The organism is Kribbella italica (genome assembly GCF_014205135.1).
Classification (GTDB): domain Bacteria; phylum Actinomycetota; class Actinomycetes; order Propionibacteriales; family Kribbellaceae; genus Kribbella; species Kribbella italica.
In genome coordinates, this window is sequence record NZ_JACHMY010000001.1 from 5,995,012 (window position 1) to 6,008,342 (window position 13,331).

Annotated in this window: 10 protein-coding genes; 4 read left to right on the forward strand and 6 right to left on the reverse strand. The window is 69.9% G+C overall.

Annotated features, from left to right (window positions below; all coding sequences use genetic code 11):
* Window positions 1-617: 617 nt before the first annotated feature.
* Window positions 618-2,963: a S8 family serine peptidase gene (locus HDA39_RS42580; protein ID WP_238356166.1), complete on the forward strand. Its 2,346-nt coding sequence runs from the start codon at window positions 618-620 to the stop codon at window positions 2,961-2,963.
* A 5-nt stretch (window positions 2,964-2,968) separates the two neighbouring features.
* On the forward strand, window positions 2,969-4,243 hold the full coding sequence (locus HDA39_RS42585; RefSeq protein ID WP_337925919.1) for a PA domain-containing protein: 1,275 nt from the start codon (window positions 2,969-2,971) through the stop codon (window positions 4,241-4,243).
* On the opposite strand, the gene HDA39_RS27910 is transcribed toward HDA39_RS42585, so the two are convergent.
* Genes HDA39_RS27910 through HDA39_RS43860 form a run of 3 tightly spaced genes read right to left on the reverse strand, consistent with a single transcriptional unit; the run spans window position 4,225 to window position 8,563 of the window.
* Window positions 4,225-4,902, reverse strand: coding sequence for a response regulator transcription factor (locus HDA39_RS27910; protein WP_337925920.1), 678 nt, complete (start codon window positions 4,900-4,902; stop codon window positions 4,225-4,227). The two genes, HDA39_RS42585 and HDA39_RS27910, sit on opposite strands and share 19 nt — an antisense overlap.
* A complete protein-coding gene (locus HDA39_RS27915; protein WP_184800093.1) occupies window positions 4,899-6,794 on the reverse strand; it encodes a sensor histidine kinase in 1,896 nt (631 codons plus the stop codon). Before HDA39_RS27915 ends, HDA39_RS27910 begins: the two co-directional genes overlap by 4 nt.
* Complete coding sequence (locus HDA39_RS43860; RefSeq protein ID WP_184800095.1) at window positions 6,791-8,563, reverse strand: ATP-binding protein; 1,773 nt, start codon at window positions 8,561-8,563, stop codon at window positions 6,791-6,793. Before HDA39_RS43860 ends, HDA39_RS27915 begins: the two co-directional genes overlap by 4 nt.
* Window positions 8,564-8,706: 143 nt before the next feature.
* On the opposite strand from HDA39_RS43860, the gene HDA39_RS27925 reads away from it, so the two are divergent.
* Both HDA39_RS27925 and HDA39_RS27930 read left to right on the forward strand, forming a co-directional pair.
* Entirely contained in the window at window positions 8,707-9,918 is a 1,212-nt protein-coding gene (locus HDA39_RS27925; protein WP_184800097.1) for a glycosyltransferase 87 family protein, read from the forward strand.
* On the forward strand, window positions 9,908-11,047 hold the full coding sequence (locus HDA39_RS27930) for a glycosyltransferase 87 family protein (RefSeq protein ID WP_184800099.1): 1,140 nt from the start codon (window positions 9,908-9,910) through the stop codon (window positions 11,045-11,047). The genes HDA39_RS27925 and HDA39_RS27930 overlap by 11 nt, the downstream gene beginning before the upstream one ends.
* Here the strand turns inward: HDA39_RS27930 and HDA39_RS27935 are convergent.
* The 3 genes from HDA39_RS27935 to dnaJ form a co-directional block, all read right to left on the reverse strand.
* Entirely contained in the window at window positions 11,011-11,550 is a 540-nt protein-coding gene (locus HDA39_RS27935; protein WP_337925921.1) for a GNAT family N-acetyltransferase, read from the reverse strand. The two genes, HDA39_RS27930 and HDA39_RS27935, sit on opposite strands and share 37 nt — an antisense overlap.
* 116 nt (window positions 11,551-11,666) lie before the next feature.
* Complete coding sequence (locus tag HDA39_RS27940; protein WP_184800101.1) at window positions 11,667-12,134, reverse strand: heat shock protein transcriptional repressor HspR; 468 nt, start codon at window positions 12,132-12,134, stop codon at window positions 11,667-11,669.
* Window positions 12,134-13,312, reverse strand: coding sequence for a molecular chaperone DnaJ (gene dnaJ, locus HDA39_RS27945; protein ID WP_184800103.1), 1,179 nt, complete (start codon window positions 13,310-13,312; stop codon window positions 12,134-12,136). The genes HDA39_RS27940 and dnaJ overlap by 1 nt, the downstream gene beginning before the upstream one ends.
* Between the last annotated feature and the right edge of the window lie 19 nt (window positions 13,313-13,331).

A 13,331-nucleotide genomic window follows, 5' to 3' on the forward strand; every position in this document is an offset into this window, starting at 1 on the left:
CTGGGGAACCTTCAGGCGGAAGTGGCCGGAGGTCGTCTCGTAGGTGCCCGGGCCCCAGCTCTGGCGCAGGCATGGGCTCCAACGGACGGCCTGGAACAGCATCAGCGTGGCGGTGTCGAACGAACTGCTCGGCTCGAACACGCCTGAAGCAGAGCAAGGACTGACCAGGTCGAGCGCAGCGCCCCGACCGTCCAGGCGGTAGCGAGCAGCCAGGGCGGCGACCGCCGCGCCCATGTCGGACGTCACCACGACGTCTCCGCGGAAGTCCAACGCCAGCAGGGACAACAGGGCATCCTGCCCCTCCACCCGTGGCACTTCGCAGAACTTCACGTGCTCCCCGTCGACCAGCAACTCGTCGGCCGCGAACAGCAGCGCCGTACCGTCCTCAGGTCCCAGCCCGGCCACGGATCTCCCCGTCCTCCGCCCGACCCACTCGGCGTGGTGAGCCAGCAGCCCCCGGTCATCCAGACGCACTGCCATGGTGTCCCCCTCCCGTACGCCGAGTGTGCCCCCGGCGGCCAGCTTTGCGACAGACATCGAATCTCTCGCCTTACAGAACCAAGATGCCTGCGGAGAGCGTCTTCCAGCGTGACCACTTTTCTGCCTGTGGAGGACTCTTGCGTCATCGCTGGATCACGCCCGCGCTGGCAGTCGCTCTGAGCGCACTGCCACTCACCGCCCAAGCCGCCCCGGCCCCATCACCCCGAGCCAAGCCCACCGATCTCACCACCCGGATCACCCTGATCACCGGCGACCGCGTGCAGGTCACCAGCCGCCCTGGTCAACCGGAGAAAGTCACCTTCGAGCCAGGACCGGCCAGTCGCTCCACGGCCGCCGTCACCAGCTACGCCAACGGCCACACGTACGTCGTACCGGAGGTTGCGACGAAGGACGTCTCCGCGGGCCGGCTCGATCGCGCCCTGTTCGACGTCACCACGCTGATCGCCGAGGGACAGGACGACGCCAAGTCCACGACCCTGCCGGTCATCGTGCGGTACGGCGCACAACCCAAGCAGCTCAAGGGCGTCACGAGCTCCCGCGCCCTCAAGAGCATCAACGCCCAGGCCACTCGGGTCGACAAGACCAAGGCCGCCGACTTCTGGAGCACCGTTCAGGGCGTTCAGAAGGTCTCGCTGGATCGGAAGGTGAAGGTCCAGCTCGACCAGAGCGTGCCGCAGATCGGCGGCCCGGCCGCCTGGGAACGCGGCCTGACCGGCAAGGGCGTCAAGATCGCCGTCCTCGACTCCGGCATCGACCCGAACCACGCCGACTTCACCGGCCGGATCGGCGCCCAGCAGAACTTCACCGACACCGCCGACACGGTCGACCACCACGGTCACGGCACCCACGTCGCCAGCATCGCGGCGGGTACCGGCGCGGCCTCCGGCGGCAAGTACAAGGGCGTCGCTCCGGACGCCACGCTGCTGGTCGGCAAGGTCCTCGACGACACCGGCTCCGGCAGCTTCTCCGGCATCATCGCCGGGATGGAGTGGGCGGCCGCGCAGGGCGCCGACGTGGTCAACATGAGCCTCGGCAGCCAGGAACCGTCCGACGGCACCGACGACCTGTCCCAGGCCGTCAACCGTCTCACCCGGAGCACTGGCACGCTGTTCGTAGTTGCTGCAGGCAACTGCTTCTTCCCGCAGCCCGGCACGATCACCTCACCCGGTGCCGCCGACGAGGCCCTCGCGGTCGGCAACCTCCAGCGCGACGGCTCGCTGAACGACGGCTCCTGCCGCGGTCCGCGGGCCGGTGACGGCGCGATCAAGCCCGAGCTGTCCGCGCCCGGTACCGACATCGTCGCGGCCCGCGCCGCCGGCACCGAGCTGGGCGATCCGGTCGACGACAACTACACGACGCTGGGCGGTACGTCGATGGCGTCGCCCCACGTCGCCGGCACGGCCGCGTTGGTCGCCCAAGCCCACCCGGACTGGACAGCCGCCAAGCTCAAGGCCCAGCTGATCTCCACCGCCGATCCCCAGCAGGGCAGGGTCGACGAGGAGGGCGCCGGACGCGTCGACGCCGACCAGGCGACCGACCAGTCCGTCACCGTCGACACCGGCGAGCTGGAGCTCGGCACACTGCGCTGGCCCTTCCCCGCCCAGGAGGAGCTGGCCAAGACCCTCACCTACAGCAACCCGACCAGCGAGCCGATCACGCTCCAACTCCAGGCGTCCACGCAGGAGACCCCACAGTTCAGCGCGAAGCAACTCGTCGTACCGGCCAACGGCACGGCGACAGTCGAAGCCACCTTCGACCGTGCGGCGCTGGGTGTCGGCAAGTACTCCGGCCGCATCACCGCCACAGCCGCAGGCAAGGACCCGATCGTCACGACGTACGGCTGGTACGCCGAGCCCGAGATGTACGACCTGACCATCCAGGGCATCGCCAAGGACGGCAGCGCCGCGCAGACGGACGTCAACATCGCCCGTCTGGACGGCGACCCGACGCCGGGCAACACCCTGCCCCTGCGCGACGGCAAGGCGACCGCACGGCTCGCACCGGGCCGGTACGTCGTCTCGACGGTCCTCTTCACCGACCCCACGGACAGCAGGGCGCAGGAGTACTCGGTCCTGTCCTCCAACGAGCTCCACGTCGACAAGAACCTCGCCACGACCCTCGACGCCCGCAAGGCCAAGCCGATCGACCTGACCGCTCAGGGCGCCACCGGACTGCCGGCCAGGGAACGCGCGATGGGCTACACGCTCAAGAACACCGACGGTCTGATCACCGGCGGCACCGGCATCTCCTGGACCGGCGCAGCCCGCCTGACCAGTGCGACGCCAAGCTCACCACCGGCAGCTCCGAGTTCGCTCTGGGCGCGAGGCTCGAGCGCGCGCCGTACCAGGCCAAGGCTCAAGGCCGCGCGTTCGAGGTCCTGGACTTCTACTTCGGCCCGCGCTTCACCGGCACCAAGAACCTCCCCCTGTACGACGCGGGCACGGCATCCCCGGAGGAGCTGAAGGGCGTGAAGGGCAAGCTCGCCCTGATCAAGCTCAGCGACTCCGACCCACGCTGGAACGGTCAGGTCACCCGGGCCGCCGAGGACGCCGGTGCGGCCGCCGTACTGCTCTACAACCCGGACGTCCCGGGCATGAACGGCCTCTACAGCTACTGGGCGTACGGCGACCAGGACGCGACCATCCCGGCCATGCGCACCTCACGAGCCAACGCCCAAGCGCTGCTCAAGAACAAGCCCGCCACGGTCCAGGTGACCGGCCTGGCCAGTACGCCGTACGTCTACGACCTCATGCAGCCGTGGGCCAACCACGTCCCGGCCGCGGGCACCCACACCGTCAAGCAGAACCAGCTGGCCAAGGTCGACGAGACGTTCGGCAGCCACACCCAGGGCATGCAGACGTCAGAGGCCCGAGGCACGCTGACGCCGGGCGGCAACCAGTCCGGGAGCTGGCTGGTGCCGACCTTCGCGACGCCGTCCCAGCGGGTCTCCTACGTCCAGGCCAATCACGGCCTCAGCTGGGACAGCGGCGTCTACTACAACAACGCCGACGGCGGCACGATGGAGGCGCGCGGCGCTCCCAAGATCTACCGTCCGGGCCACCAGTCCACCGAGCGTTGGCTCCAGCCGGTGCTTCTCAGCGGGCTGCCGGAAGGGGTGCAGTACACGCAGTTCATCGAGGGCGGACTGCAGTTCCAGGTGAGCCCGTTCCAGCACCAGCAGGAGTACGCCGCGCCGTACGGCAACGGCGACACCCAGCTCACCCTGGAGCGCAACGGTGAGCAGGTCGGCACCGCCGAGGACACGGGGATCTGGGTGGAGCTGCCGGACGACGCCGCGAGCTACAAGGCGACGCTCGACACCCGCCGGGAGAACGACTACTGGAAGTACTCCACCCAGGTGAAGTCCACTTGGACCTGGAAGAGCAAGGGCGGCGCCGACGAGGTGATGCCGCTGGTCCTGGCGGACCTCGACGTACCGCAGGCCGATGCGGCCAGCCAGGTCCGCACCGGCCGGCCGACGACCATCACCTTCGGCCTGCGGCACCAGACCGGTTCGCAGAGCACCGCGAAGTTCACCAAGGCCAAGCTGTCACTCTCGTACGACGGCAGCCGGTGGACCGACCTGCCCCTGAAGAAGACCGCCGACGGCCGCTGGACCACGACGGTCACCCACCCGAACAGCCAGGCCGGCCAGGCGCCGTCCCTCAAGCTGACCGGGACCGACGCCGACGGCAACGCGCTCGAGCAGGAGGTGACCCGGGCCTACGGACTGGTCCGCTGATCCAACGGCCGCGGCTCGACGAGGCCGGTGTCGTAGGCGAGGATCACCGCCTGCACCCGGTCTCGCAACCCGGTCTTGGTCAGCATCCGGCTGACATGCGTCTTGACCGTGTGCTCGGTCAGGTGCAGCGCCGCCGCGATCTCCGCATTGGAGTTGCCCTCGGCAACCAGTCGGAGCACCTCACGCTCGCGCGCGGTCAGCTCGTCCAGCCGGCCGGACTCGTCGGGGTCCGGCCGGCCGCGGGCGAAGCGGTCCAGCAGCCGCCGCGTCACCGGCGGTGCCAGCAGCGCGTCGCCGTCGGCAATCACCCGGACCGCGTTGATCAACTCGTCCCGCGAGGACCGCTTGAGCAGGAACCCGCTGGCCCCGGCGCGCAGCGCGTCGTACACGTACTCGTCCAGATCGAACGTCGTCAGGATCAGCACCTTCGGCGGGTTCGGTCCCTGGACCAGCCGGCGAGTCGCCTCGATCCCGTCCATCACCGGCATCCGGACGTCCATCAGCACCACCCGCAGATCCAGCAGCGCGGCCGCCTGCCGGATCGCGTCGGCGCCGTCGACGGCCTGCGCGGCCACCTCGATGTCCGGCTGCCCGTCCAGGATCATCGAGATCCCGTCCCGGACCAGGTCCTGGTCGTCGACCACCATCACCTTGATCACCGGGAAACCTCAGCAGTCAAAGGGATCCGGGCCGACACGGAAGTCCCACGCGCCGGCGTCGAGTCGATCGTCAGTGTCCCGTGGTGGATCCGGACCCGTTCACGCATGCCGGCCAGCCCGTGCCGGCCGCCGGTCCGCGCCACCTCCGGGTCGAACCCGTGCCCGTTGTCGCTGACCTCCACGCGCAGCTCGTCGGCCTGGACCTCCAGCATCACCACCACCTTGCTCGCCTCCGCGTGCCGCACCACATTGGTCAAGGCCTCCTGCACCAGCCGGTACGCCGCCAGCTGGTGTCCCGTCGGCGCCAGCTCGGTCTCCCCCTGCACGTCCAGCTCGACGACGAGTCCGTCGTGCGCCACGTCCTTCACCAACCGCCGTAGGTCGGACAGGCCGGGCTGCGGGGTCAGCTCCGGGTCTGGTACGCCTTCCGCATCGCGCAGCGCCGACAGCATCCGGTCCAGCTCTCCCAGCGCTCGCCGTCCGGCGTCACCGATGCGCTGGAAGCCAGCCAGCACGTCCTGGTCGCCGCGGGCGATCAGGTCGGGACCGGTCTCGGCCTGGATCACCATCAGGTTCACCGCGTGCGCCACCACGTCGTGCAGGTCCCTGGCGATGTGCGACCGCTCGGTCAGCACGACCTTCGCCGCGTCCTGCTCCGCTGCGGCCTGCTCCAGCGCGGCCTCCCGCTGCGACGCCTCGCGGTTGCGCCAGTACAGCCTGGCCAGGAAGCCCAGCGACAGCGGCAGCAGGAGGAGCAGCGACAGGGACACCGGCCACTTCCGGTCGACCAGGGCGTCGTAGACCGTGTTGTGCAGGATGCCGTCCTCGGGGACTCCGAAGCTGAACGGCTGCTTGTCCAGCTCGGGGAAGATCAGGATCATCTGTGGGTACCGGACGACCCGGGCGATCAGGGGCAGTGCGCCGAGCACGGCAACTGCGGTCACCAGGATCCACCGCGGCTTGAGTCGCCCGGCTGCCAGCGAGTACACGGCCAGGCCGAGAGCACCCAGCACGGACCAGCTGTTCCAGGTCTGCCAGTACGTCAGCAGGGCACTGACCGCGAGCACGACCACCGGAACCACCGGCCAGCGCCGTCGTACGACGAGAGTGAGGGCCGAGCACGCGACGGCGTACGGCATCCAGCCGGGCGCCGTCCACCAGTTGCCGTCCTTGACCACGTCGCGGACCAGGTCCAGCAGGACGAACGAGCTCATGACCGTTGCCAGCAAGGCGTCCAGCACCAGGATCCGGTCCGGGCGCCGCAGGAACGCGCCCAGCTCCTGCCGCCGCTGCCACTCGGCCTTCACCTCGATCCGGTCGCTGTGCCGCGACCACCACAGCCAGGAGGCGACGCCGACGAGCAGGAAGAGCACCGAGTACCACCACGGCCAGGACAGGTCGTAGATCCGCTCGGCGCGGTCCTGGGCGATCCCACTCATCTCACCGGTCAGTACGCCGTTCTCGTCGTAGATGCCCTCGTAGACGCTCGGCAAGGCCATCGTGGCCAGGTCGACGCGGATCAGGTTGAGCCCGAACGGCAGCGCCGTCACCGCCGCCACGGTCACCAGGACGGTCCGCCGGTCGCAGCGGGCCGGCAGCCACCACAGTGCGAGGCAGCAGCCGGCCACCACGACCCAGTTGACGTTGCCGATCAGCAGGGACCCGAACGCACCCAGTGCCAGCCCCACCACGGCGACCATCGGCTCGATCCTGCACAGCGCGACCAGCACCGGCACCGCTGCCACGAACAGCGGGAAGCCCAGCCGGGCGTAGATCCAGTCGTCCGTGGACCCCAGGAACCACACCTGGGTCAGCCCGACCGCCAACACGGCCAGCACGACGTCACCGCCCGCATCGGCGAACAGGCCACGGGCCCGTCGTACGAGGCTCATCGGCTCTCCCCCAGCGGCAGCCACGCGCTGATCTGCGTGCCGTGACCAGTCCGCGACTCCACCTGCAGCGTGCCCTCGTGAACCCGGACCCGCTCACGCATGCCGGTCAGGCCGTGCCGGCCGTCCGGGGTGGTCGCCGGGTCGAAGCCCTGTCCGTCGTCGGTGACCTGCGTCGTCAGGCTGTCTGTCGTGACCTCGACGACCACGGTGACACGCCGCGCGCCGGCGTGCTTCACCACGTTGGTCAGCGCCTCCTGCACCAGCCGGTACGCCGTGAGCTGCACGCCGACCGGTACGTCGTCCGCCTGTCCCCGCAGCTCGAAGGTCACCGGCAGGTCCTGGTCAGCCAGCCCGTCGACCAGTGCCCGGAGGTCGCCCAGGCCCGGCTGCGGCGTCAGCGCCGGGTCGGGGATGCCGTTGGCGTCGCGCAGGGCGGACAGCATCCGGTCCAGCTCGCCGAGCGCCTTCCGGCCGGCGTCACCGATCCGCTGGAACCCCTGCAGGACGTCGTCCTGGTCCCGCTGCATCAGGTCCGGGCCGGTCTCGGCCTGGATGACGATCAGGTTCACGTGGTGCGCCACGACGTCGTGTAGGTCCCGGGCGATCTGCGAGCGGCCCTCCAGCAGCGCCTGGAGCTGCTCCTGCTCCTGGGTCTTCTGGACCAGAGCCGCCTCGCGCTGGGCGGCCTGCCGGTTCTGCAGGGCGAGCCGGGTGAGCAGTCCGATCGCCCAGGCCAGTGCGAGCGCCACGGAGAGCCAGACCGGCCAGATCCGCACCAGCAGCTCGGTCATGCGGCGGTCGCTGACGGAGTACAGGTCGTCCACGACCAACCGGGCCAGCGGACCGTCGTGCAGCAGCCAGCTGATCACGCGGAGCGCGAGCAGCGTCGTACCGACGTACAGCGCGGACTTCCACCAGGTGCGGTGGACTGCGATCGAGTAGAGCGCCAGCGCGAAGGCCATCAGCAGCACCCACTGCGTCTGGGCAAGGGGGTAGACCACCAGGCAGGTGACGGCCAGCACGCCCAGCGGGATCTCGGGGATCCTGCGGCGCAGTGTCAGAGAGCCCGGCGCCGCGGCGGTCAGCAGGAGCACCCACTGCTGGGCGTCGGCCCAGTCACCACCCGCCGGGTCGTTCTGCAGCTCGCGGACCATCAGCACCATCAGGCCGGCGGCCAAGAGACCGTCCGCCCAGGTCCTGAAGACGGGGTCGTCCAGCAACCGGAGGAGCCCGTTGCCCAAGGCAGCGGACGTCAAGCCTCGGCTGCGCACGAACCCACCGGCTGCGACGCTCACAGCCAGCCCAGCGAGGACGAGCAGCGTCGACGACCAGACCGGCGGCACCTCGGCATTCAGGTAGTCGAACGGCCGGAACGCCAGCAGGTGCCGTCCGGTCGGGATCGCCAGGACGACGAGCGCGCTCAACGCTGCCTGCTGCCGTGGACGGCCGAGCCCCAGGAAGAACATGGCGAGTGCGGCACAGCCCAGCACCGGCAACGGCGAGACAACGGGTGTAGCGAGGATCGAGGCTCCCGTCAGCACCACGGCGGGCACCTCGGGCCGGCGGCGGAGCAGGACCAGCGCGAGCGGCGAGAGCATGACCAGCTGGGCCACTGTCGATGACGACGGGTAGAAGGAGTTCCAGGGCGGGGTGACCCACAGGTAGTAGCCGTCGACGGCAGCCGTGAGAAGCGCCGCGATCAGGGCGTCCACCATCAGCGGGCGAACCGTTCGGCGGCGCGGGGGCGCAGGCACGGCGTCAACGGTCACCCAGCCATTCTGCGGGCGCGCAGGGTCCCAGGCCGTCACTCTTTGGAGTGATCCCCCGGCGTGGCGGATCACTCCAATCGGCGACCGGAGCTGGCTCTTGGCGGCGATGTGGCGGAGGGGGCCTCGCCGCGAGGGTCTACAGCATGACCATCAGTCCCCCCGTTCGTCCGGCCGGTGACACCGCCGTCCGGACCCGTCGCCCAGTCCTCCTGCTGGTTGCCGCTGGCATCGTCTTCCTGGGGCTCTGCCTCTGGAACTGGTCGCCAGGCTCGCTCCAGTACGACCTGCGCGTGTACGTCGTCTCGGCCCAGGCGTTCCTGCACGGCCAGGACATCTACACCGCCCACCTGGCCTACCCGAAGGACATGGCGCTCGGCTTCACCTACCCGCCGTTCGCCGCACTGGTCTTCGCACCGGTCGCCCTACTCGGTACGTCGGGCGGCCGCGTCCTGATGTCGCTGGTGAACGCGTCGGCCCTGCTGGTCATCGGCGTGGTCACGCTACGTGCACTGCGACCGCAGTGGACGCGCTACCGCGTTGCAGCGATCGGTATGGCGGTCGGAGCCGCCGGTGTGGCGCTGGAGCCGGTCCGGTCGACCTTCGACCTCGGCCAGGTGAACCTGATCCTCGCAGCCCTGCTCCTGGTCGATCTGCTCGGCCACCTGCCCTACCGGTTCCGCGGAGTCCTGGTCGGCGTGGTCACCGGGATCAAGCTGACGCCGGGCATCTTCATCGTCTACCTGCTCGTCACCCGTCGCTACCGCGAGGCAGGGACGGCGGCCGCGGCGACGATCGGCACGATGCTGGCCGGCGCGATCGCGATGCCGGACGCGTCGCGGCAGTTCTGGGGCCACTACATCTTCGACCCGAGCCGGCCGGGCGCGACGCACTTCATCAGCAACCAGGCCTGGCGCGGGGTCTTCGCCCGGGTCAACGGCGGGATTGACGGCATCGCGCCGTACTGGCTGCTGGCGGTCGCGATCACTCTCGCGCTGGGGTTCTTCGTCGTCAGGAGGGCCTACGAGCAAGGGCTGGTGCTCGAGTCCGTGCTGCTGACCTCACTGGTCGGTGTGCTGGTCTCACCGATCTCCTGGACCGGTCACTGGGTCTGGGCGCTGCCGATCATCGCCGTACTGGTGCACGGCGCGCTGCAAGCCCGGAGTTGGGTACTGGGCGGCTTGGCCCTGGCCTGGCTCGTCTCGACAGCCGTCGGCCTGCCGTGGCGTACGCCGTACCTGGGTGACAAGGAGTACACCCACCACGGCCTCCAGTTGATCGCCGGGAACTCCTACGCCCTGTGCGCGGCCGCGACGATCGGCCTGGCTCTCTACGGGATGCGCCGTCGTGCTGCGTGACCGCCGCGTCCTCGTCCTGGCCGGACTGGTCGCCCTGTTGCCGGTCCTCTACGCCCTGTACGCCGGCTCGCTCGACCTGAAGGTCTACCGGACCGGCGGCTACGCCTGGCTCCACGGAGTCAGCCTGTACTCCGAGCAGTTCGCCGACCTCATCCCCGGCATCCGGTTGCCGTTCACCTATCCCCCGCTCGCCGCGATCCTGTTCACCTCCCTGTACGCCGTCCCGTTCACCGTCGCCGAGCTGCTGATGAACGCAGCCGGCGTGGCCGGCCTCGCCGCGACCATGCTGGTCGTCAGCGCCCGGCTGCACGGCTGGAACCGGCGTGCGGTGGTCATCGGGTTGTCCGGCGTGCTGGTGGCGATGGTGCTGGAGCCCGTGCGCTCCACGATCGGCTTCGGCCAGGTGAACCTGATCCTGATGGGCCTGGTCGCGCTGGACTGCCTGCTGCCGCGCACCCGGTGGCCACGCGGTCTCCTGATCGGTCTGGCTGCTGCGATCAAGCTGACCCCGGCCGTCTTCGTCGTCTTCTTCCTGGTACGACGGGACTACCGCTCCGCGGCCGTGTCGGCGGTGAGCTTCGCCGGCTTCACCCTGCTCGCCTGGGTCCTCGCGCCGGGTGACTCGCGGACCTACTGGTTCGGCGTGCTCTTCGACCCGGACCGGATCGGCGGAGCGACGTACGCCTTCAACCAGTGCTTCCAGGCCGTGCTGGCCCGGGTCATGGACGAAGGCCTCGCTCGGACCGTCGTCTGGCTTGCCCTGGTGGCTGCGAGCGGCGCACTGACCTGGCTGGCCGCCTGGCGGCGCAGAGCGGAGGGCGACGACGTCACGGCCCTGCTGGTCGTCGCCGTGTGGGGCCTGCTCGCCTCACCGGTCAGCTGGTCGCACCACTGGGTGTGGATCGCGCCGGCGGTGCTGGTGCTGCTGACCAAGCGCCGGTTGCTGTGGACAACGGCGCTGGTGTTCGTGGTCGGCCCGCACGCCCTCCTGCCGGCCGAAGGGCGCGACTGGTCGCTGCTGGAGCACGTCGTCGGATCGGCGTACGTGCTGGTCGGTGTCGCCGCCCTGATCAGCCAGAGCGTCGTACGAGCTCAGGAGGAGAGGAAGTCGGCCGCCCTGATCCGGTAGACCTGCAGGTTGAGGTCGTAGTACTTGTCGGTCTCCCCGACCCACTCCATGCCGAGCCGCTTGGCGGTCGCGATGGCGCGCTTGTTGTGCGGCCGCGCGACCGCGTACAGCTCGTCGGTGTCCGCGTCGTCGAACGCCCACTTCATCAGCGTCCGGCTCGCCTCGCTCGCGAAGCCCTGTCCCCAGACGGCCGGCTTCAGCTGCCACCCGATCTCCAGGTCCTCCTCGTACGGCGGCAGCAGGCGGATCAGCATCCCGCCGATCACCTCGCCGTCGTCCTTGCGCACGATCGCCCACCGCCCGGCCGGCACCACGAAGTTGGGCTGGGCCTCGATCCATGCCCCCAGCACCATCTTCATCGTCGCCGCGTCCGCCACCCGCTCGATCGCCGGCGACAGCCACTGCGCGACGTCCGCCGCGCCGTAGATCTCGAGCGCGGCGTCCGCGTCCTCCTCGACCCAGTCCCGGATCAACAGCCGCTCAGTCTCCAGAGTCACCGTCACCACTCCAAGGTAATCGGCAACCGTCCGCCCGCAAGCTCCGCAACATGAACAACTCGCGCAAGAACAGCAAGAAGCCCGGCGCACACCGCTCGCGCCGGGCTTCTTTCAGTCAACAGCTAGCGCGGGCCGATCTCCAACGGCTCGGTGCGGATCCACCGCGTGGTGGTCTGCTGCCGGCCCATCGCGATCACGTCGCCCGCCGGACCGGCCGAGAACACCCGGCTGGCCGTGCTGCGCCGGGAGACACCGACCCCACGCTGCACCTCCGCGAGGAGCTGGTTCACCCGGTGGCGCAACCCCTCGACCTCGGACTGCAGGTCGAGGATGTGCCGGATTCCGGCGAGATTGACGCCTTCCTCCTGCGAGAGGTGCTGGACGTACCGCAGCCGGGCCACGTCGTACGCCGAGTAGCGGCGGCCCCGGCCGCTCGCGCGGCTCGGGACCACCAGCCCCAGACGGTCGTACTGCCGCAGGGTCTGCGGGTGCATGCCGGCCAGCTGGGCCGCCACCGAGATCACGTAGATCGGGGTGCGGTCGTCCCAGGTCGGCACCTGGCTGAACGGGCGGTTCGCTCCCGAGGCCATCACGCGCTCCCGAACAACCCGGCCCGCAGATCAGGCTGGCCCGACGCCGTGCTGAACTCCTGCAGCTTCTCGCGCTGCTCGTCGGTCAGCTCGTGCGGCACCTGCACCTCCATCGTCAGCAGCAGGTCGCCCTTGGTCCCGTCGCGGCGCACCGAACCCTTGCCGCGGACCCGCAACTTGCTGCCGTTCGCCGTACCGGCCGGGATCCGGACCGTCACCGGCAGACCGTCGAGCGTCGGGACCTTGATCTCGGCGCCCAGCGCGGCCTCGGTGAAGCTCACCGGAACCGCCAGAGTCAGATGCTCACCCTGGCGGCCGAAGATCCGGTGCGGGGTGACGTGCACGGTGACGTAGAGGTCGCCCGCGGGGCCACCTCGTTCGCCGGCCGCGCCCTTGCCCTTGAGCCGGATCCGCTGCCCGTCCTGCACGCCCGCGGGGATGCGGACCTGCATGGTCTTGCTCGACTGGCCGCGGCCGGAGCCGTGGCAGGTCTCGCACGGCTGGTCGACGACCAGACCGCGGCCCTTGCACTCGGTGCAGGGCTCGGTCATCGCGAACACGCCGCCCTGGACCGAGGTCTGCATGCCGGTGCCTTCGCACTTGAGGCAGACCTTGGGCACGGTGCCGTACTTCGCGCCGGTCCCGCGACAGGTCTTGCACGGTTCGTCGCTGGTCATCCGGAGCGCGACGGTGACGCCGTTGACGGCCTCGCCGAACTCGATCGTCGCCTCGGTCTCGATGTCGGCACCCCGGCGCGGTCGCGCGGTCGACGTGGTGGTCGTCGTACGGCCACCACCACCGAACATGCCGCCCAGGATGTCGCCGAGCCCGCTGCCCGCCGTACCGGCGTTCGCTCCGCCGCGGTTGAACAGGTCACCGACGTCGAAGCCGAAGCCGCCACCCTGCGTCCCGCCGCTGCCCGGCATCCGGAAACCACCGTTGCCGAACAGCCGCCGGGCCTCGTCGTACTCCTTGCGCTTCTTGGCGTCGCCGACCACGTCGTAGGCCTCGGAGACCTCCTTGAACTTGGCCTCCGCCGACGCGTCCCCGGCGTTGGAGTCCGGGTGGTACTTGCGCGCCAGCTTGCGGTACGACTTCTTGATCTCGTCGGCCTCGGCGGTCTTGGAGACGCCGAGCACCTTGTAGAAGTCCTTCTCCAACCAGTCCTTGGTACTCATCGACGTCCCACCTCCCGCC

What these genes read in the sequence shown, in the direction of transcription:
- HDA39_RS27915 (WP_184800093.1), bottom strand. Translation starts at nt 6,794, where the DNA reads ATGAGCCTCGTACGACGGGCCCGTGGCCTGTTCGCCGATGCGGGCGGT.
- HDA39_RS27925 (WP_184800097.1), top strand. Translation starts at nt 8,707, where the DNA reads ATGACCATCAGTCCCCCCGTTCGTCCGGCCGGTGACACCGCCGTCCGG.
- HDA39_RS27940 (WP_184800101.1), bottom strand. Translation starts at nt 12,134, where the DNA reads ATGGCCTCGGGAGCGAACCGCCCGTTCAGCCAGGTGCCGACCTGGGAC.
- dnaJ (WP_184800103.1), bottom strand. Translation starts at nt 13,312, where the DNA reads ATGAGTACCAAGGACTGGTTGGAGAAGGACTTCTACAAGGTGCTCGGC.